19 protein-coding genes are annotated in these 18,748 nt (G+C 67.5%); 6 read left to right on the top strand and 13 right to left on the bottom strand.

Features of this window, described 5'->3' with window-relative positions:
- The first annotated feature begins 17 nt into the window (after positions 1 to 17).
- The gene (locus NA3_RS13415; RefSeq protein ID WP_062964039.1) at positions 18 to 1,484 is read left to right on the top strand and encodes an FAD-dependent oxidoreductase; all 1,467 of its coding nucleotides are present in this window, start codon (positions 18 to 20) and stop codon (positions 1,482 to 1,484) included.
- A gap of 13 nt (positions 1,485 to 1,497) precedes the next feature.
- Here the strand turns inward: NA3_RS13415 and NA3_RS13420 are convergent, their stop codons facing one another.
- Positions 1,498 to 3,393 (bottom strand): alkyl/aryl-sulfatase, encoded by a 1,896-nt coding sequence (locus NA3_RS13420; protein WP_062964040.1) that lies wholly within the window; start codon positions 3,391 to 3,393, stop codon positions 1,498 to 1,500.
- Between the two features lie 266 nt (positions 3,394 to 3,659).
- Here NA3_RS13420 and NA3_RS13425 point away from each other — a divergent pair, with 266 nt between their 5' ends.
- The gene (locus tag NA3_RS13425) at positions 3,660 to 3,884 is read left to right on the top strand and encodes a LapA family protein (protein WP_062963911.1); all 225 of its coding nucleotides are present in this window, start codon (positions 3,660 to 3,662) and stop codon (positions 3,882 to 3,884) included.
- A gap of 4 nt (positions 3,885 to 3,888) precedes the next feature.
- Here NA3_RS13425 and NA3_RS13430 read toward each other — a convergent pair whose 3' ends face one another.
- From NA3_RS13430 to NA3_RS13450, 5 genes are all read right to left on the bottom strand, one after another.
- Positions 3,889 to 4,548 (bottom strand): GAP family protein, encoded by a 660-nt coding sequence (locus tag NA3_RS13430; RefSeq protein ID WP_062963912.1) that lies wholly within the window; start codon positions 4,546 to 4,548, stop codon positions 3,889 to 3,891.
- A gap of 190 nt (positions 4,549 to 4,738) precedes the next feature.
- Positions 4,739 to 5,350, bottom strand: coding sequence for a hypothetical protein (locus tag NA3_RS13435; protein WP_062963913.1), 612 nt, complete (start codon positions 5,348 to 5,350; stop codon positions 4,739 to 4,741).
- Positions 5,351 to 5,568: 218 nt separating this feature from the next.
- Entirely contained in the window at positions 5,569 to 7,245 is a 1,677-nt protein-coding gene (gene casI, locus NA3_RS13440; RefSeq protein ID WP_128145330.1) for a steroid-22-oyl-CoA synthetase, read from the bottom strand.
- A gap of 37 nt (positions 7,246 to 7,282) precedes the next feature.
- Positions 7,283 to 7,834 carry a hypothetical protein gene (locus tag NA3_RS13445; protein ID WP_062963915.1) on the bottom strand — a complete coding sequence of 184 codons (552 nt, stop codon included), beginning with the start codon at positions 7,832 to 7,834 and terminating at the stop codon, positions 7,283 to 7,285.
- Between the two features lie 83 nt (positions 7,835 to 7,917).
- A complete protein-coding gene (locus NA3_RS13450; RefSeq protein WP_062963916.1) occupies positions 7,918 to 9,078 on the bottom strand; it encodes a PucR family transcriptional regulator in 1,161 nt (386 codons plus the stop codon).
- 429 nt (positions 9,079 to 9,507) lie between these two features.
- Here NA3_RS13450 and NA3_RS13455 point away from each other — a divergent pair, with 429 nt between their 5' ends.
- A complete protein-coding gene (locus tag NA3_RS13455; protein ID WP_062964041.1) occupies positions 9,508 to 10,467 on the top strand; it encodes an endonuclease/exonuclease/phosphatase family protein in 960 nt (319 codons plus the stop codon).
- Positions 10,468 to 10,516: 49 nt separating this feature from the next.
- Entirely contained in the window at positions 10,517 to 11,077 is a 561-nt protein-coding gene (locus tag NA3_RS13460) for an NUDIX hydrolase (RefSeq protein WP_062963917.1), read from the top strand.
- A 62-nt stretch (positions 11,078 to 11,139) separates the two neighbouring features.
- Here NA3_RS13460 and NA3_RS36865 read toward each other — a convergent pair whose 3' ends face one another.
- Positions 11,140 to 11,316: a hypothetical protein gene (locus NA3_RS36865; protein ID WP_157126553.1), complete on the bottom strand. Its 177-nt coding sequence runs from the start codon at positions 11,314 to 11,316 to the stop codon at positions 11,140 to 11,142.
- A gap of 184 nt (positions 11,317 to 11,500) precedes the next feature.
- On the opposite strand from NA3_RS36865, the gene NA3_RS36870 reads away from it, so the two are divergent.
- Positions 11,501 to 11,644 (top strand): hypothetical protein, encoded by a 144-nt coding sequence (locus NA3_RS36870; protein ID WP_157126554.1) that lies wholly within the window; start codon positions 11,501 to 11,503, stop codon positions 11,642 to 11,644.
- Positions 11,645 to 11,778: 134 nt separating this feature from the next.
- On the opposite strand, the gene NA3_RS13470 is transcribed toward NA3_RS36870, so the two are convergent.
- The 6 genes from NA3_RS13470 to NA3_RS13495 all read right to left on the bottom strand — a co-directional run bounded on the left by NA3_RS13470 (position 11,779) and on the right by NA3_RS13495 (position 17,848).
- Positions 11,779 to 12,627 carry a 3-hydroxybutyryl-CoA dehydrogenase gene (locus NA3_RS13470; protein ID WP_030513758.1) on the bottom strand — a complete coding sequence of 283 codons (849 nt, stop codon included), beginning with the start codon at positions 12,625 to 12,627 and terminating at the stop codon, positions 11,779 to 11,781.
- Positions 12,628 to 13,026: 399 nt separating this feature from the next.
- Positions 13,027 to 14,322 carry an RNA polymerase sigma factor gene (locus NA3_RS13475; protein ID WP_062963919.1) on the bottom strand — a complete coding sequence of 432 codons (1,296 nt, stop codon included), beginning with the start codon at positions 14,320 to 14,322 and terminating at the stop codon, positions 13,027 to 13,029.
- 4 nt (positions 14,323 to 14,326) lie between these two features.
- Complete coding sequence (locus tag NA3_RS13480; protein WP_233427295.1) at positions 14,327 to 14,701, bottom strand: YciI family protein; 375 nt, start codon at positions 14,699 to 14,701, stop codon at positions 14,327 to 14,329.
- Complete coding sequence (locus tag NA3_RS13485) at positions 14,698 to 15,267, bottom strand: dihydrofolate reductase family protein (RefSeq protein WP_062963920.1); 570 nt, start codon at positions 15,265 to 15,267, stop codon at positions 14,698 to 14,700. The genes NA3_RS13480 and NA3_RS13485 overlap by 4 nt, the downstream gene beginning before the upstream one ends.
- Before the next feature lie 147 nt (positions 15,268 to 15,414).
- On the bottom strand, positions 15,415 to 16,761 hold the full coding sequence (locus NA3_RS13490) for a family 1 glycosylhydrolase (protein WP_062963921.1): 1,347 nt from the start codon (positions 16,759 to 16,761) through the stop codon (positions 15,415 to 15,417).
- 160 nt (positions 16,762 to 16,921) lie between these two features.
- Entirely contained in the window at positions 16,922 to 17,848 is a 927-nt protein-coding gene (locus NA3_RS13495) for an alpha/beta hydrolase (RefSeq protein WP_062963922.1), read from the bottom strand.
- A 330-nt stretch (positions 17,849 to 18,178) separates the two neighbouring features.
- Here NA3_RS13495 and mug point away from each other — a divergent pair, with 330 nt between their 5' ends.
- Positions 18,179 to 18,742, top strand: a complete 564-nt coding sequence (mug, locus tag NA3_RS13500) for a G/U mismatch-specific DNA glycosylase (RefSeq protein ID WP_062963923.1) — start codon at positions 18,179 to 18,181, stop codon at positions 18,740 to 18,742.
- Positions 18,743 to 18,748 lie beyond the last annotated feature (6 nt).

Genomic DNA, 18,748 nt, shown 5'->3' on the forward strand with positions numbered 1-18,748 from the left:
GACAGGAGGCTGGTTCGGTGACATCTCTGTGGCTCGATCGAGCACCCGTCTCGGTTCCCGTGACGCCGGATCCCGGCGGGGAATACGACGTGGTCGTCGTCGGCGCCGGGCTCACGGGTCTGGTGACCGCCCTGCTCTTCGCGCGTGCCGGGCGCACGGTCGCGGTCCTCGAGGGCCGTACGATCGGCGCGGCCGCGACCGGCAACACCACCGGCAAGCTCAGCTTGCTGCAGGGCACCCACCTTTCGGCGATCACCGCGAAACATGCGACGGGCACGGTGCGCAACTACGTCGACGCGAATCTGGAGGGCCAGCAGTGGCTGCTGCGGTTCTGCGCCGAGAACGATATCGCCACCCAGCGCGCCGACGCGATCACCTACGCCGGCACGCGAGACGGAACCGAATTGGTGCGCAAGGAGTTTCGCGCCTGTGAGCGGGCCGGTCTCGACGTCGTATGGTCCGAGGACACCGCGCTGCCGTTCCCCACGTACGGCGCGGTGCGGCTGGCCGACCAGGCGCAGATTGATCCGATGGACGTCCTCGAGGGGCTGACCCTGCAGGCCTGCCGGCACGGGGCGACGATCTTCGAACACACCCGTGTCCACGCCGTTCACGGCGATACGGTGTCGACCGACCGCGGTGATATTCGCGCCGGAACCGTCGTCCTGGCCACCGGCACACCGATTCTCGATCGCGGCGGCTACTTCGCGCGACTGGAGCCGCATCGGTCCTACGCGGCCGCGTTCCGGGTGCCCGGCGACTTCCCGCACGACATGTACCTGTCCGCCGACCAGCCCACGCGGTCACTGCGCTACGCCCCGCACGGCGGGGAGGATCTGCTGCTCGTCGGCGGTAGCGGGCACGTCGTGGGCCGCACGCGCTCGGAGAAGGCGCACGTCGCCGACATGTACAACTGGACCCGCACCCATTTCCCCGATGCCGAGCTGACCCACCGCTGGTCGGCCCAGGATTATTCGGCCATCGACGAACTGCCCTACGTCGGACCGCTGCTTCCCGGCAGGGATCACATCCTCGTCGCCACCGGCTACGCGAAATGGGGAATGACCAATGCGGTGGCGGCGGGCCTGGCGCTGGCCGGCACCGCGCTCGGCGGCCATCAACCGTGGGCGCAGGCATATCGCACCTGGCGCGGCAGCGAAGTGACCGGGCTGGTGAAGGCCGCGTCGTTGAATCTCCAGGTCGCACGGCACCTCACGACCGGCTGGCTGAGCGCGGCATTCGGCGGCGGCGGCACCCCCGCCGAGGGCGAGGGCCGGGTGGAGCGTCGCGGTCTCCGCCCCGTCGGGGTCTGCACCGTCGATGGCACCACCTCGGCTGTCTCGCCGATCTGCCCGCACCTGCACGGCATCCTGAACTGGAACGACGCCGAGCGTTCCTGGGATTGCCCGCTGCACGGCTCGCGATTCACCCACGACGGAAAACTGTTGGAGGGACCGGCTACTCGCGATCTCGAACAGCTGTGACCCTCCGGCCGGTCTAGGACGTCACGATCGCGAAGTCGGGGTCGGGCGCGTCGAGATATCCGACCAGTTCGATCAGCTTCGACACGTCGCCGTCGACGGTGACCGCGCCGTCGGCGAGCAGCTGCTGCATATCCTTCGCGCCGAGCAGGGCCGCGTGCAGATCGGCGTCGGACAGGGTGAACGTGACGTCCGGCGCCGGCATATCCGCGCTCACGTCGAAGTGGACGAGGACGCCGTTGCGCAGCCGGGTGCGATGCACGAGATTCCGGTCCGAGACCCTCCAGTCGATGGTGATGTCGGCCGACCAGGCCTTGGGACCGTCGATCCGCAGCGCGATGGCGTCGAAGAGCTGTTCCACCGTGAGCGCGGCCGCGATATCGGGTGCGTCGGCGGCGGTCGGCGTGCCGACCGATCCGTGGCGCAACTCGTAGGCGCCCATCAGGAAGAAGTTGCGCCAGGTGCCGTTCTCCGAACCGTAGCCGAGTTGTTCGAACGTGTCGGCCTGCAGCGCCCGCGCCTCTCGATTGTCCGGTTCGGCGAAGATCACGTAGTTCAGAACCTGTGCCACCCAACGGAAATCGCCGGCGGCGAACGAATCGCGGGCCTTCTTCAGCACGTGCTCGGCGCCGCCCATGTAGTCGACGTGCCGCTTCGCCGATTCGGTCGGCGGATGCTCCCACAGGGTGGCCGGATTACCTGCGAACCATCCCATATAGCGCTGGTAGATCGCCTTCACGTTATGACTGACCGAACCGTAGTAACCGCGCGCGTGCCAGGCCGCGGCAACGGCCGGCGGCAATTCGATGGTTTCGGCGATTTCGATACCGAGGGCGCCCTTGTTCAAGGCGCGCACCGTCTGGTCGTGCAGATAACCGTACAGATCACGCTGCAGCGCAAGGAATTCCGTGAGTTTCTCGGTGCCCCACGTCGGCCAGTGATGCGAGGCGAACAGCACATCCGACCGTGCGGCATAGCGATTGATCGATTCGGTCAGATATTTCGACCACACATGCGGATCCCGCACCAGGGCCCCGCGCAGCGTCAGCAGATTGTGCAGGGTGTGCGTCGCGTTCTCCGCCATACACAGTGCGCGCCGATCGGGAAAATAGAAATTCATCTCCGACGGCGCCTCGGTGCCCGGAGTCATCTGGAACTCGATGCGCACGCCGTCGACGACTTCGGTCTGCCCGGTGTGGGTGATGTCGATCGTCGGTGTGATCAAGGTCGGGGTTCCGGTCGAGGTCGTCGGCCCCAATCCGGCGCCGACCGCGCCCTTCGGGCCGCGTCCCAGGGCCGCGCCGTACATGTAGGCGGCGCGCCGGGCCATGGCGGTGCCGGCGTAGACGTTCTCCTCGACCGCATGTGCCACGAATCCCGCCGGCGCGAGAATCGGGCAGCGGCTCGCCGCGACATCCTCCGGTGTGGTCACGCCTTTCACGCCGCCGAAGTGGTCGATATGCGAATGCGAATAGATCACCCCGGTCACCGGCCGGTCACCGCGATGAGTGCGATACAGCGCGAGTCCGGCGGCGGCGGTTTCCCGGGAGATCAGCGGATCGATCACGATCACCCCGGTCTCGCCCTCGACCATCGTCATATTCGACAGATCGAGCCCGCGAATCTGATAGATCCCCTCGGTCACCTCGAACAACCCCTGAATGGCACACAATGTCGACTGCCGCCACAGGCTGGGGTGCACGGTGGGCGGGCATTCCGCGTCGAGGAAGGAAAATCCGTCGCTGTCCCACACCACATCGCCCGCCGCATTCTCGACCACTCCGGGTTCCAGCGCCGCGATGAACCCGCGCCGCGCGTCCGCGAAGTCCTGATCGTCGCCGAAGGGCAGCGCCCGGGACGCCTGCTCGTTCCGTGTCCGCACACTGCCGGAAACGTCGCCCTGGCCGCTCATGGCACGCACCCCAATCTGCACGAAGGCTGTGGTTGTGTCGACTCGCCCGCGACACTCCCAGTGCCGACGAGAACCCACCTCACCCGAGACGGGTGAACACGACCGCCGCGGCCGCCACCACTCGCGTCGCGCGACATACCCACCGGCCCCGAGCGGAGATCACCTCCTACGGGTGAAGCCCGTACGGCTCGCTCCCGAGATCATCGGCTCGACGGCATCCGGCGCCGGCCGGAAAGCGTGTCACCGACGAGTACCAGGAGGACGATATGGATCGGGCCGCGAAACCTTCTCTGCTGTCCCGCATTTCGGCGCGGCAGTGGGTGGCGATCGTGCTGGCGGTGCTGGCCGTCATCTTCGTCGTGCAGAACCATCATCGCGTCGACATCAATATCCTCGCCGTCACCATCCGCTCGCCCATGTGGCTGGTTCTGCTGATCATGTTCCTCGTCGGCTGGATCGTGGGCCTGCTCACCCGGCGCGGCCGGCGCTGACCGGTCAGAGTCCTCCGATTCCCTTTCCCAGGACGACGGCACCCATGACCAGCAGCACGATCGCCATCACGATGTGGTTGTCGGCCTGCAACCACCGCCGCGCGCGATCGAGCGGTTCCCGCAGCCGATCGGCGGCGACCAGATAACCGATCACCACCGCCAGCACACTGGCCGCCGCGATCGCGGTGAACACCACCACCGCGATCGCCTGCCGGCTGCCGCCGATCCCGCTCGTGCCGATGGCCACCCCGGCCGAGATGCACAGCAGCAGATTCTTCGGATTCACCGCCGAGAGCATCGCGCCCAGACCGACCGCGCCCACCGCGCTCAACGTGTCGATCGCGCGCATCCACCCGGGCACGTCGGTCTCGGAGCGAGCCCGCCACTGCATCGCGGACAGACACAGCAGCACGATGCCCAGCACGATCTTGATCCACGCGGTGACCGTCGAGGGATGCGTGTCCTGCGAATCCGGCACCGTGCCCGACAACAATACGAAAATCGTTGTGACGACGATGATTCCGAGGAGCCAGCCGATCGCGAAGCCGGTCCCGGCCCGCGCGGCGTTCGCCGAGAGAATGATCAGGATGGCGGCCACGATCGGTATCGGCGAGATCGCGACGCCGACCGCCAAGGGCAGCAGATCCCCGAGGACAGCGCCCATGTCCGCATCACATCTGCGGGCGCCGGGTGGCGACCGCCCCGATGGCGAAGCCCTGCCGCACGGGGTGGCTGTGGGCCGGCGCCCGATGCTGCGACGAGGTTGTCATCTCCGACTCCTTCCGAGCAGGGTTGCCGACGACTGTCGCGCAGGTGAGCCCGGCTCACATCACCCACATCGGATGAAGTGCGAGCTACTTTCCGGTGGCGACGGCACCGCCGTCGTTCTTGTGCCGCCCGGCGAGATGGTCGATACCGAGTCTCTCGGCGAACAGATGCCGCTGCACGATCCACCCCGCCACCGAGAGCGCGATCCAGGCCAGCGCCGAGAAGATCTGCTCCCACGTGGAATCCGGCGCCCGCAGGAACGACAGGTGATCGTTCATGCGCCCGATGCCGCTCAGCACCATGCTCGCACCGCCGATCGAGGTCAGCCACAGCAGTGCCCGGGCGCGGAATCGGTCGGCGAGGAAGCCACCGGCCACGCCGACCGCCAGGATCACGATCATGCTCAGCGCCCAGTTCCTGTCTCCCGGTTGCAGCACCGAAGCCAATTTGGCGCCGACCATCGCACCGGTGAGCCCGCCGATGGCATAGAACGCGAAACGGAAGATCAGCGACGTCACCACCCACGAGGCGAGCGCGCCGATCAATCCGGCCAGCAGCAGCCACAGGAACGACGGGGTGAAAAGATCCGCGATCAGCCACCCGATGCCGAAACCGATCGCCAGGATGCCCAGGTGGACCGATCGGATGCCGTAGAAGCAGAGCAGAGCTCCGATGAGCGCAACCACGATGCCGTTCATCAGAACCCCTTTCGACCGGATCCAGAGGGTGTCGCACCTGCCACAGTAATCGCGCAGCTACCGGCGAGAGTAGGGAATGTCGGCCGGAGTCTTCTCACCCGTATCGGGCGATTCCCGGGCGATCATTCCCACGCCTCATCCGGCCGGTCGCCGAATATCCCGTACCGCGGCGGTGGGCCCGCCTGCGCGGAGAACGCCCGGCGCACCGTGGCGCGTGGTTACAGCAGGCGCTCCCGGCCGTAGGTCGCGAATTCGGCCTCCCATGCCTTCCTGTCCGCCGCCGTCATGAGCTCGTATTCGGGTTTGCCGCGGCCGACCCACCGATAGACGACATCGTCGGTGCGCCACGCCTGCTCCTGCAGTTGGCGTTTGAGGACCTTGTTGGACCCGGTGACCGGCAGATTCGCCGACACCCGAAGCAATCGGGGCGTGCCCTTGGTGCCGAGATCCCTTTGCGCGCCGAGGAATTCGGCGAACTCACGCACATCGAACGAATCCGGGCCGGCGACCTCCACGGCGGCCATGACCAGGTCACCGGATCGGGGGTCCGGGACGCCGAACGCGGCCGCGGCGATGACCGCGGGGTGTCGGCGCAACACCTGTTCGATCATCAGGGCGGAGGTGTTCTCACCGTCGACGCGAATCCAATCTCCCTTACGCCCGGCGAAATACAGGAACCCGTCGGTATCGATGTAGCCGAGATCTCCGGTCCAATACCAGCCGTTGCGAATGCGTTCGGCATCGGCGGCGTCGTTCTTGTAATAGCCCTCGAAGGCCAGCGCGCCGGCTTTGTCGATCATCTCGCCGATCGCCTCGTCGGGGTTGCGAACCCGGCCGTATTCGTCGAGTTCCGCACGCGCGCATTCGCGCAGCGTATCCGGATTCACCACCGCGACACCGGCATGCGCGGGCCGGCCGAGGGCCGCGGGTGGGGCGTTCGGATCCAGGGCCGCCAGGGTCGCGCCCTCGCTGGAACCGTAGCCCTCGAACAATTCGGCGCCGAAGCGGCGCCGGAATTCGGCCTGATCGGCCACCGATGCCTCGGTGCCGAAACCGCGCACCAGATTGTTGTCGCCGTCCTGCGGTGTTTCGGGTGTGGCGAGCAGATATCCCAGCGCCTTGCCGACATAGGTGAAGAAGGTCGCACCGAAATAGCGGATGTCCGGAAGGAATTGGGAGGCAGAGAATTTCGGCGTCAGGCATACCGTCGCGCCGACCGTCAGCGCCGGCGCCCACAACGCCATGATGGCATTGCCGTGGAACAGCGGCATACAGCAGTAGTCGACATCGTCACGGACGTGGCCGTATTTGTCCCGCGCCGCGTACGCGACCATGGCAAGGCGGCGCTGAGTGCATTTCACCGCTTTCGAGGTGCCGGTGGTGCCGGAGGTGAACAGCAACAGCAGCAGCGCGTCCGGGCCGCCCGCGGCCGCCGGTTCCACTCGGTGGGCGTCGACGAGCGCGGCATATCCGGGGTCGTCGACCAGCAGGTACCGGTCGCCGGGAAGGTCGAGGTCCAATTCGCGCAGGCGCGCCATCCCGGCCGTGTCGGTGACGATCAGCTGGCAGTCGACATATCGGATATCCGCCGCCAGCTGCGCGTCACCGCGGGTGGGATTCAGGCCGGCGACCGCGGCCCCCGCCAAGGCCGCCGCCCCCAGCCAGAACACGAAGTCGGGAACATTGTCCAGCAGGACCCCGATATGGAAGGGCCCGTCGCGGCGCAGCGACCGCGCCAGATCGGCACGGGCGGCCGATTCCCGGACCACCGCGTCCCAGGTCCAGTCGCGGTCGCGGGTGCGCAGCCCGAGCCGCTCGTCCCCGATCCGGTCGAGCAGCAGGGTCGCGATATCCGTGCGGCGCACGTCCGCGATCGCGTGGGATGGTTCGGTCATTTCCGTATCGCCTTCCATCAGCCGAGTCTGGTCGTTGTCACGCCTTCGAGTGCACGAGTTCGACGTATTCGCTCGGCAATTCGCCGAAACTCAATTTCCGGATCTCCACCGGACCGGAGTGATACGAGTCCTCACCGACGATCCGTCCTTCCGCGTCGACGGGCCACAGCAGCAGTTGCCGGAATACGACCAGATAGTCGGCCGCGGTGTCGTCGACGGGAATGCCGATCCGGGCGGCGTACGCACCCGGATAGATCTGTTTGAGAAAGCCCTCGGTCACCACACAGTGATCGTCGACGACCAATCGGTCCAGGGCGTATTCGAGGATATTGCTCCGGCTCGCGACGAAATCCGAATAGTAGGTGTGCACGCCGTCCCATCCCTTCGGGCCGACATCCTGTCCGTCGTTCCAGAAGTGGTAGGCCGGTTCGGGCACCAGCGTCCGCATGAGGCCGTCCAGATCCGGCTGCGCTTCGGCCTTCATATGTTCGATGACGATCTCGAGGACCTGCCGGTGCCGTGCGTTCGTGGTGGTGGCGAGCCGCTCTTCCAGCGGAGCCCAGGTACGGTTCGGATCGATGACTGCCATGTCGAAACTCCTTCTGTCGCTGCCGATCATGACCGAACCGAGTGATCCGGATCACCCGCCGTCCGTCGCCGGATGGACCGCATTCATCCGACACGCGTCGGATCGGGGTGCCCGGGCACCTCCGGATCCGCGGCGAGTTCGGCCGAGGACAGGGCGATGCGGCGCACCATCAGTGCGAGCGTGGCCATGAAGCGGTCGAGCGCCTCGTCGACATCCCAGCCCATCACCGCCTCGACCTGCGCGATACGCGCGGCCACGGTGCTGTGATGCAGATGCAGTTCCGCCGCGGTGCGGCGCAGCGATCCGAAGACGCAGAACGCCTCGAGCGTGTCGACGGCGAGCGCTCCGGCCTCGGTGGCGGCGAATGCGTTGACCCGCAACACATCCGAGACGCCCAGCAGGCGCCGCACCGGAAGCTCACCGAGGAGAGCGAGTGATCCGAGGCGTTCGTACGCGACCACCCGGCGCCCGTGCCAAGTCGAGGAGGCGAAACGCAACGCCCGCCGCGCCTGCTCCCACGACGCGGCGGCCGCATACGCCGGCAGCCGCTCCCCGATCCCCACCCACGGCCCGCCGGCACCCCGGCGCGATGCCGGAAATTCCTGCACCACAGCCGAATTCAGCACATCCGACAGCTCTCTGCAGGCTTCCCGGTCCTGGATCAGCACCGCGGTGGTCGCGCCGATCAGCGCCGAGCGCACCAGCCGGGCCCGGGCACCGATGATCCGGACCGCTTCCGCCGCACCGGGTCCCGACACCGCGAGCACCCGCATCGGCTGCGCCGGATCGATCCCGAGCAGGCGCATGGCCCGCACGCGATCCTCGCGCCGCTGCTTCTCCGACAGCACCACCTCCAGCAGCGCGGGATCGTCCAGACCTGTCGGCCCTGCCACCGAACCCCGCACCGCCACCACCCGCAGGCAGTGCCGCAGCCGATCCACCAGGACGGCATCGAGGCCGTGCGCGGCGCCGGTCCGCTCCAGCCACACCGCCGGTTCCCCGGTCTCCTGCGGCGGCGCCACCGCCGGGAGCGGACGGCCCGCCGCGTCGTAGCGAATCACCGTGCCGGACGGCCAGCTCGCACCCGCCGGACATTCGGCCAGTAGCGCCGCGGCGCGAACCACGGCATCGGCATTGGCGTCGGATTCATCGAAACCGTCGAAGTATCGGATCAGCCGCAGCACGGCGTCGGGGTCCGCACCGAGGTCGCGCAATCGCGGCGCCTCGGTACCCGGCTCGTCCATTCGCCACCTCCACTCCGGCGAGATATCCGCTCAGAATGGCAAGAGTGTGGCCGCCGGCCGGGCGATTCCGGCGAATCCTCCCGCTGGGTGGGCCGTCGGGCGATGGCGCCGTTGGCGGCGAGCACTTCGCCACCGCCCTCGTCGCCAACGTCCTGCACGACACAGCCACGCGAGCGGACGGGCGAAAACCACTCGGAGAGGAACGAATACACTCACCACGTCCGCGAGCTGATCGACCGATGGGAGTGCCGTGCCGTTCACGCCACCCGAGCCGTGCGCGCACGGAGTGCTCACAGTCGCCGACGGGCGCGACATCCATGGGCGGGCAACAGCCGAATCGCCCCGTCCGCCTGCTCCCCGCGTCCAGGATGCGCCGACGACGACTGAGCGCGTGCGGTGGACGATCGCCGAATCCGGGAGGTGGGGCGCATGAAGGCGACGTGGGGGCGGATCGCGCTCGAATCGCTTGCCGTGGTCGCGACCCTCGTGGGCGCCGGCGGTGTGGCGCTGCATTTCAGCCGGACCGAGTCGCGGTGGCTGGTTCTGGCGGCGTCGGGTGCGCCGTATCTGATGTGCGCCGCGGTGGCCGGGGTGGTGTTGTTCGCTGCCGCGAAGCGGTGGGCCGGGGTCGCGGTGGCCATTGCCGTTGCGGGCGTGGCGATCTGGACCCAAGCGCCGTTGTATGTGGGCCACTCCCCCGGCGATCACGGCACGCCGGTGACGGTGATGCAGAGCAATCTGCTTTTCGACGGTGCCGATCCGCAGGCGCTGATCGAGCAGGTGCGCGATCGCAAGGTCGACATACTCACCGTCGAGGAACTGACTCCGGCCGCGGTGCACGCGCTCGAGGGCGTGGGCCTGGACCGGTTGCTGCCGTATCGGTACCTCTCGCCCGGGCGGACCGCCACCGGTACCGGGATCTGGAGCGCCTATCCCCTCTCCGACACGGTGGAATACGACGGATTCGTCCTGAACCAACTCTCCGCGACCGCGACCGTCCCGGGGGCCGGACCGGTCACCGTGTACGCCTTCCATCCGGTGCCCCCGATCTCCGGGACACACCTGTGGGCCGACGAATTGTCCCGGCTACGAGCCATTCTCGACCGTGCGCCCGCGGATCGGCCGGTGATCGTCGGCGGCGATTTCAACGCGACCTTCGATCACGCCCAGTTCCGCGCGATGCTCTCGGGCCGGTTCCACGACGCGGCCGAACAGGAGGGCGCCGGCCACCTCGTCACCTATCCCACCGACAAGCGCTGGCCACCACTGGTCGGGATCGACCATATCCTGGTCGCCGACGGCCACGCGGACAGCGTCGACACGTTCCGCCTGCCCGGCGCCGACCACAAGGCGCTGATCGCGCAACTGCGCCTGGGCCGCCCGCAATAGCCCCGATCGGCTCCGGCCGGTTGTCGGTGCCGGCCGCTATCGTCCGCCTATGCACCCGGCCACCGCAGTCGTCGCGGACATCGTCGCAGCGATCACCCCGCTCGATGCCCTCGAGCAGGAGCACATCCGGGAAACGCTGTCGTGGCTCGCCGGCACCGACGACATCTTCCGGCGGGAACCTCCGGCCACGCCCCCACAGCACCTGGTGTCGTATGTGGTGGTCGTCGATCCGGACGCTCGTGCGGTCCTGCTCGGCGCCCACCGCAAGTCCGGACTACACCTGCCGATGGGCGGTCACGTCGATCCGGGCGAACACCCGCTGCACACCGCGCGACGAGAAGCTGCCGAAGAGCTCGGAACGGATGCCCATTTCACCGTCGTCGGCGAACGCCCGCTGTTCCTCACCAGCACCCGCACAGTCGGAACTCACCCGCACCGCGACATCTCCCTCTGGTACGTGATCCGCGGCCACCACGACCACCCCTTCGAGCTCGACCCCCGAGAATTCGCCGACGGCCGCTGGTGGGAGATCGACCGCGACACCAGCCCCGACTCCGACCCCCACATGAGCCGCTTCCTCACCAAACTACGCATCACGCTGGCCTCGTAGCGGCGCGCCGGCAGCCCTGATCGCGGACGACCACGCGTCCCGAGTCCGCCGACGAAAGACGATCAGGGTTTGTGTTCCTCGAGGTGGGTCCAGTATCCGGGGGCGTAATACGTGTACTTCGTCGCGGTGTAGACCGCCAGCACTCCCCCCTCGAGGAATTTGAAATTGTCCTCCGGGTCGGGGAAGGACTGTTCTCCTCGGTCCGGCCCACTCGCTGTCGTGTATACGCGGAAAGGCATGACATCCACGGTATCCCTCTGGCGGGAACGGCGGACCGCACTGACCGTCTTCTATACCAACGATGTTCCGAGCGCCTGGCGCCGCCGCATATCCTCGATATCCGTCGAACGACCCCGGCCGAAAGGCCCGGCTCATCGGCTCGGACTCCCGATTCGACAGCCGCCGAACGGGTACGCGCACGGCATGAATGACCCCGAGAACACCGACGCCGAACAGGACGATCAGGAAACCCAGGGCAAGCGCACAGTAGACGCGCCGCCGGAGCACTCCGGCAAACTCGCCGGGCCCGGCCCCGCCCGCGACCAGAAGGAAGACCCCGACACCTGACCCCCGCGAACCTGTGCCATTCGAGGGGGACGGTGTGCTGTCGCAGCGACCGAGGATCGGCGCAGGGCCGAGACCCGCGTTCCCGGTGATATCCGCGGCGAGCGATATCCGACCGGGAACGCGGGGTACCGCCGCTAGTTGTATTCGTAGAACCCGCGACCGGTCTTGCGGCCCAGCCGGCCCGCGTCGACCATGCGACGCAGCAGCGCCGGGGGTGCGTAGTGCGGCTCGGCGAATTCGCCGTAGAGCGATTCGGCGGCGGCGAGCGCGATGTCGAGGCCGACGGTGTCGAGGAGGGTGAGCGGGCCCATCGGGTAGCCGCAGCCGCCCTTCATCGCGGCGTCGATGTCCTCGGCGCTGGCGTAGCCCGACTCCAGCATCCGCACCGCCTGGCACAGGTACGGGATCAGCAGCGCGTTGACGATGAATCCGGAGCGGTCACCGGCCTGCACGGTGGTCTTGTGCAGGGTGTTCTTCGCGTAGTCGGTGACGGCGGCGGCGGTCTCCGGCGAGGTGACCAGCGTCGAGATCACCTCCACCAGCGGCATCACCGGCACGGGGTTGAAGAAGTGCAGGCCGACGACCTGTTCGGGACGCTGCGTGGCACCGGCGACCTTGATCACCGGGATCGAGGAGGTGTTGGTGGCGAGGATGCCGGCCGGCTTCACGATCTTGTCCAGCTTGCCGAAGATCTCGTACTTCAGCGACTCGATCTCCGGAGCGGCTTCGATGACCAGGTCACGGTCGGCGAACTCCTCGATGTCGAGGGTCACCCGCACCCGGGCGAGCACGGCGTCGGCCTCGTCCTGGGTGATCTTGCCCTTCGTCACTCCCCGCGAGATCGACGATTCGATGCGCTTGTGCGCCGCCTCGGCGAAGTCCGGCGTCGTCTCCAGGACGAGAACCTCGCTCCCGGCCTTCGCGCACACCTCGGCGATTCCCGCACCCATGGTTCCGCCACCGATCACACCGATCAGCTTCACAGTCGTCTCTCCCACCATCTCGGTTCGAACTCTTTCGCGCTCATTATCGCTGCTCGGGTAGTTGGAACAGGTTGCGGGCAAACCTGGGGGCCCGGCAACCGCTCCGTCACCGGCCTCGCCGCACTGTGGGGCGATCGGTGATGTCGCTGCTCGATCGGCTCGTCTCGCTCCAACGGCGATCCAGCACGACGACAACCAGCGCGGCAGCGGTGAAGGCGGCGCTGCAACCGCGCCGGTCGCTCAACGACCGGCGGCAACTCCACTCACAACGCCGCCCGGCCCACAGGCCGAGCGGCTACCGTTCGGATGCCTCCGGAGAACTCACCCCGCCACCTTGACAACGCGTATCGAAGCGGAGGCGAGGCGGCCGGAAATCGAAGGGGCCCGGCAATACTCGTCCTAGTCGAGCCGGTCCGCGCGCTCACGCAACAACGCTTGTTCGGCGGCGTTGGCGGTGAGAGCGGCGGCGCGCAGGTAGGCGGCGCGGGCGTCGGCCGGGCGGTCCAGCTGCGCGAGGAAGTGGGCGCGCACGGCGTACAGCAGATGGTAGGAGTCGAGTGTGCCGGTCGCGGCCACCGCGTCGACGAGATCGAGGCCCGCGGCGGGGCCGTGCACCATGGCCACCGCGACGGCGCGATTCACCTCGACGACCGGCGACGGGAAGCGTTCGGCGAGAACGGCGTACAGCCCGGCGATACGCCGCCAGTCGGTGTCCTTCGAGGTGGCGGCCATGGCGTGCGCGGCGGCGATGGCCCCCTGCAGGGCGTAGCGGCCGGGCGGAACACCACGACTCATCGCCAGGTTGTGGGCCCGGCCGAGGGCGGCGAACCCGCGGCGGATGGACAGCTGATCCCAGCGGCTGCGGTCTTGATCGGGTAGCAGCACAAGCTGTTTCGTCGCGTCGCTGCGCGCGCCGGTACGCGAGGCCTGCAATTCCAGCAGGGCGGCCAGACCGAATGCTTCCGGCTCGCGGGGCATCAGCCCGGTGAGGATACGCGCCAATCGCAGTGCGTCGTCGCACAGTTCGGCGCGCACCCAGTTCTCGCCGGAGGTGGCGGCGTACCCCTCGTTGAAGATCAGATAGACGACCTCCAGCACGGATTCCAGCCGATCGTCCAGCTGCGGACCCGACGGAACCTCGTAGGGCAGCTTCTTCTCGGCGATCGTGCGTTTGGCTCGCACGATCCGTTGTGCCACCGTGGTTTCCGGCACGAGATACGCGCGGGCGATCTCGTCGGTCGTCAGGCCGCCGACCATGCGCAGCGTCAATGCCACCCGCGCCGGTTGCGACAACGCGGGATGGCATGCGGTGAACACCATGCGCAGCAGGTCGTCGTCGATGTCGTCCGCCGGTTGCTCGTCGGCCTGTTCGGTGAGCAGGTCGTGCCCGAGCATGGGCAGTTTGCGGGCGAAGGTGGCGTCGCGCCGGATCCGGTCGATGGCACGGTGTTTCGCGGTGAGCATCAGCCAGCCGCCCGGATTCGGCGGAATCCCGTCGCGCGGCCACTGCTCCAGGGCCGCCAGATGTGCGTCCTGGGCGAATTCTTCGGCGGTGGCGATGTCACCGACCAGCCGGGTGAGTCCGGCCACCAGTTTCGGCCATTCGATGCGCCAGGCCGCCTCCACGGCCCGAGCCGCCGCTGAGCGGCCGTCCGCGCCGGCGCGCGAACGACCGCTCACCTCGGGTGACGACATCGCGTCAAGCCTGGTCGTCGAGCTGACGAATCTCCAGTTCGATATCCCATTCCGGCCCGTGCAGCCGCAGAAACCGCGAACCCCATTCCACGGCTTCGTCCTGCGAGCGGGTCTGCACGAGGCAGTATCCGCCGATGACCTCCTTGGACTCGCTGAACGGGCCGTCGAGCACGCGCTGCTTGCCGTGGGTCTGGCGAACCCGGACGCCTTCCTCGACCGGTCGCAGTCCCGCCGTGTCGAGCAGGACTCCGGCCTTGGTCATCTCCTCGAGCAGTGCGCCCATACTCTCGGCCATGGCGGGATCCGGACCCTGCGCCGGCGCGGCCGTGGGATCGAGACGGATCAGCATCAGATAGCGCATGTCCGCATCCTTCCTCATCGCACCTGGTAGCGCAGATACACTGCGCCCGAACCGAACGTCTTCGACTCCAGCAGATCGAGGTCCAGTTTCGCCTTGTCGTGAAATACCGGTGTGCCGGAACCGAGCGTGACCGGATGGACGACGATGCGGAATTCGTCGACCAGACCCATATCGATGAACGAATGCACCAGCTTCGGACTGGCATAGATCGCGATCACGCCGCCCTCCTCGCGCTTCAGCGCCTCGATCTGCGCGGCGACGTCGCTGCTGATCAGCCGGGTGTTGTTCCAGTCGGCCGACTCCAGCGTGGTGGAGCAGACGATCTTGTCCACGGCGTTGACCCATTCGGCGTGCCTGCGCTCGGCCGGCGAACTCTCGGCCTTCGGATGCTGCGACCAGTACCCGAACATCCCCAGGTAGGTCTCCCGCCCGTAGACCGCGGTGTCGAAGTCGGCCTGAATCCGCTCGGCATACGCCTGCAACTCGTCGTCGTAGGCGCGGAAGGTGAACTCGAATCCCAGGTTCTCACCGGAGGAGGCGTAACCGTCCAGCGTCATGTGCTCGAAAGCCACCACTGTGCGCATGCTTGTGTCCTTCCAGGGGTGGGCTGCCTCTCAGCCCCTCACCTACCCCTCGAACGGCACACCCCCGGAATCGACATCACCGCGAAAGAATTTTTTCGCGTTCGTCCGCGTCCTGAGCCCGACGCGAGTCAGGGACACCGGACCTGCCTACGGGCCGGCGACCGGGCTGAGGCAGCTGGCCGGCGGGTCGACGAAGATGCAGAGCGCGGGCGCGTGGGTGGGGCGGTAGTCGGCGGGGACGCCGCCCGCGGCGACGATCTGCGCGTAGGTGCCGACGGCGTCGGTGGGGCGGCGGGTGAGGGAGGGGTCGGTGCGCACGTCGACGGTGTAGAGGCCGAAACGCGGTGTGTAGCTGCCCCATTCGTAGTTGTCGGTGAGGCTCCAGTAGTTGTAGCCCATCACGTTCATCCCGTCGGCCTTGGCGCGTTGCAGCCAGTAGACGGTGTCGCGGAGGTGGTCGCTGCGGGTGTAACCGTCGCCGCGGGGCAGGCCGTTCTCCGTGGGCATGCCGTTCTCGACGATATACAGCGGCTTGCCCGGGAACCGGCGCGAATAGTGTTGCAGCGCATAGTAGATGCCCTCGGTGCGCAGCGGCATCTCCCAGATGCGCGGGCCGGGCAGGGACGGCATCGCGGAACCGGTGGCCCGTCCGATCGCGCTGTACAGCGACTGCGCCGGGTCGAATCCGAAGTAGTAGTCGACGCCGACGTAGTCGAGCCGGGCGCCGATCCGGTCCGCCAGCTCGCCGTTGACCTGGTCCTCCGCGCCCGCGACATAGCCGACATTGGCGGTGACCTGAGCCCCGGGCTGCTTCTGATGGATGTAGTCGTAGCTGGCGTTGTGCACGTCGACGATCCCGTTCAGCATCGCGCCGGCATCGGCGCCGGCCTCGCGAACCTCGTTCTGAATGTACGCGACGGGTTCGTTCACGGTGACCCACAACGGGTTCCGCGAGGAGTACCGATCGACGACGGCCCGCATGTTGGCCAGCCAGTCCCCCACCATGCCGGGATTGCGCCAGCCGCCCCGGTCCGCCTCCCAGCCCGGATACACCCAGTGGTCGAGGGTGATCATCGGCCGCATTCCGGCGCGCACGATGCTGTCGACGACCGAATCGTAGAAGCGAAACGCGTTGTCGTCCCACTTCCCGGGCGTGGGCTGCAGCCGCGCCCATTCGATCCCGACCCGGAACACCCGCATGCCCATATCGGCGGCCAGCCGGATGTCGGAGTCGTAGCGGTCGACGAAGTCGACCGAATCCTGCAGTGGTTCGTAGCCGGGGTTGCGAGCGATATAGCGAGTCCAGTTGCTGTCGGGGGAATGCCCTTCGGACTGGAAACCGGAACTTGCCACGCCCCAGAGGAAACCGGAGTCGAGCGACGAGAGCGCCGCCGCCCGCATCGGTGGGCCGGCCAGGGCCGGAGTGCCGGTCAGCAACACCGACGCAACAGCGACGAACACGGCCGAGACAGTGCGAAGAACCCGGGATCGCATCAGGCCAGGGTAACGAATACATCCTCTCCGCGCTGGTGATCGGTCACCACTACGTCACCGTCACAATGGTTTACGTCTGCGCACCAGCGACCCGCGAGCATCACACCGCTCGCGGGTCGTACCGCACCGGGCAGCGGTCAGCGGCCCGGTTCCGGGCTGGTCAGATCGCTTTCTCTGCCAGGCGGTCCGCGACCCACATGTCGATCTCCCGCAGCGCGGCCGCGGCCATACCCGTGGAGCGAGCGGTGAAGGCGTGTGTGGACTCGGGGTAGACGCGGACGTCGACATCGTTGACCGCGGCGGAGAGCCGGGCGGCCAGCGCGAGATTGTCGTCGAGAAGGATGTCGAGCTGCCCGACCACCAGCAGCGCCGGCGGCAGGTCGGCGAGGTTTCCGTAGAGAGGAGAGATGTCGGGATCGGTACGGTCCACGACGTGGCCGGCATAGGCTTCGATGAAATAGTCGTCGGCGTACAGCTTGCCCCCGGGAGATCGCCCGCTCAGGTCGTAGGCGCCGTACTGCAGGACGGCCCCTACGCACCGATCGGCCAGTCCCCGATCTCGCAGACGCAGCAGCGTGGTCACAGCCAGAGTGGCTCCCGCCGATGCTCCGCCGACGACGAATGCGGTTGTGCCGAACAACGATTCCGCCCGTTCCACGAGCCACAGCGCCGCGGTGTCGCAATCGTCGGGTGCGGCGGGCCAGGGATGTTCGGGTGCCAGTCGATAGTCGACGCTCACCACTGCCACGCCGAGCGTGTCGGCCAGCACGGCGTTGCGCGCATCACCGCTCGCCGCCGAGCCGAGATAGAAACCGCCGGCGTGAATATCGAGGTACGCGCCGCGAATCTCGGTGTCCCGGGGAACGGTGATCCGCACCGGAACTCGATGACCACCGACTTCGGCGATGTGCTCGGTGGCCCTGGCGCCCGACGCCGCGCGGGACGCGGTATGTCTCGCCCGAACCCGCAGCAATTCCTCGAAATCGGCAGGTCCCGCAACCGCTTTCGAGGCGGCGTTGAACTGCCGGCTCTCCTCGACATGCGCATCGAGTTTCGCATCGATCAGCCACTTCAGTCCGATTTCCATAGTCCTCCTCATGGACGCGCATACCCTGCGGCACCGATTGGCGGCCGCCTCGGCACACATCGTTTTCGAACAACCTCATGTTGTTCACCCGGATGCAATCAGGGAGAGGAGACCCGGATCAAACAACCGGATGCGCCGGTACGCACAACCATTGGTTGAACATGCAGCTGAGCGGTTCACAACTACTCGTCCCAGCCTGCTCGGGTTCCCACCACATTCAGGCTGTCGCCGGCCACTCCCGTTGTCCCACCACGCTCAGGCGAACCTGCGGGCATTCGCACTGCGACGACCACCGTGCGCGCGCAACGCCGGTTCCGGCAGACTGGGCGGATGGCACATTCCGCCACGTACCGCCCCACGCCTGCCGATCTCGCCGCCGCGAAGGACCGGACCATTCCCGATCTGGTGGCACCCGACCTGCGGGTGCTGTTCTGCGGTATCAATCCGGGACTGTGGTCGGGCGCGACCGGCCACCATTTCGCCCGCCCCGGAAACCGCTTCTGGCCCGCGCTGTTCCGGTCCGGTTTCACACCGCGCCTCTTCCGTCCCGACGAGCAGAAGGAACTGCTCGAACTCGGGATCGGCATCACCAATGTCGCCGCACGAACGACGGCGAAGGCCGACGAACTCACGGCCGAGGAATTGCGCGAGGGCGGCCGCGCGCTCGCCGAGCGAGTCCGGCACTACCGCCCACGCGTCCTGGCCGTCCTCGGCCTGGGCGCCTACCGCACCGCATTCGGCCGCCCGCGAACCACGGTCGGTCGCCAACCCGAAACCCTCGGCACCACCCAGATCTGGGTGCTCCCCAACCCGAGCGGCCTCAACGCCCACTACACCCTCGACGCCCTGGCCGCCGAATTCCGTACCTTGCGAGAAGCGACCGAAACCGGCTGAGGTAGG

The organism is Nocardia africana NBRC 100379, from assembly GCF_001612635.1.
GTDB classification, from domain to species: domain Bacteria; phylum Actinomycetota; class Actinomycetes; order Mycobacteriales; family Mycobacteriaceae; genus Nocardia; species Nocardia africana.

What these genes read in the sequence shown, in the direction of transcription:
- NA3_RS13420 (WP_062964040.1), bottom strand. Translation starts at nt 3,393, where the DNA reads ATGAGCGGCCAGGGCGACGTTTCCGGCAGTGTGCGGACACGGAACGAG.
- NA3_RS13425 (WP_062963911.1), top strand. Translation starts at nt 3,660, where the DNA reads ATGGATCGGGCCGCGAAACCTTCTCTGCTGTCCCGCATTTCGGCGCGG.
- NA3_RS13430 (WP_062963912.1), bottom strand. Translation starts at nt 4,548, where the DNA reads ATGGGCGCTGTCCTCGGGGATCTGCTGCCCTTGGCGGTCGGCGTCGCG.
- NA3_RS13435 (WP_062963913.1), bottom strand. Translation starts at nt 5,350, where the DNA reads ATGAACGGCATCGTGGTTGCGCTCATCGGAGCTCTGCTCTGCTTCTAC.
- casI (WP_128145330.1), bottom strand. Translation starts at nt 7,245, where the DNA reads ATGACCGAACCATCCCACGCGATCGCGGACGTGCGCCGCACGGATATC.
- NA3_RS13445 (WP_062963915.1), bottom strand. Translation starts at nt 7,834, where the DNA reads ATGGCAGTCATCGATCCGAACCGTACCTGGGCTCCGCTGGAAGAGCGG.
- NA3_RS13450 (WP_062963916.1), bottom strand. Translation starts at nt 9,078, where the DNA reads ATGGACGAGCCGGGTACCGAGGCGCCGCGATTGCGCGACCTCGGTGCG.
- NA3_RS13455 (WP_062964041.1), top strand. Translation starts at nt 9,508, where the DNA reads ATGAAGGCGACGTGGGGGCGGATCGCGCTCGAATCGCTTGCCGTGGTC.
- NA3_RS13460 (WP_062963917.1), top strand. Translation starts at nt 10,517, where the DNA reads ATGCACCCGGCCACCGCAGTCGTCGCGGACATCGTCGCAGCGATCACC.
- NA3_RS36865 (WP_157126553.1), bottom strand. Translation starts at nt 11,316, where the DNA reads ATGCCTTTCCGCGTATACACGACAGCGAGTGGGCCGGACCGAGGAGAA.
- NA3_RS36870 (WP_157126554.1), top strand. Translation starts at nt 11,501, where the DNA reads ATGAATGACCCCGAGAACACCGACGCCGAACAGGACGATCAGGAAACC.
- NA3_RS13475 (WP_062963919.1), bottom strand. Translation starts at nt 14,322, where the DNA reads ATGTCGTCACCCGAGGTGAGCGGTCGTTCGCGCGCCGGCGCGGACGGC.
- NA3_RS13480 (WP_233427295.1), bottom strand. Translation starts at nt 14,701, where the DNA reads ATGAGGAAGGATGCGGACATGCGCTATCTGATGCTGATCCGTCTCGAT.
- NA3_RS13485 (WP_062963920.1), bottom strand. Translation starts at nt 15,267, where the DNA reads ATGCGCACAGTGGTGGCTTTCGAGCACATGACGCTGGACGGTTACGCC.
- NA3_RS13490 (WP_062963921.1), bottom strand. Translation starts at nt 16,761, where the DNA reads ATGCGATCCCGGGTTCTTCGCACTGTCTCGGCCGTGTTCGTCGCTGTT.
- NA3_RS13495 (WP_062963922.1), bottom strand. Translation starts at nt 17,848, where the DNA reads ATGGAAATCGGACTGAAGTGGCTGATCGATGCGAAACTCGATGCGCAT.
- mug (WP_062963923.1), top strand. Translation starts at nt 18,179, where the DNA reads ATGGCACATTCCGCCACGTACCGCCCCACGCCTGCCGATCTCGCCGCC.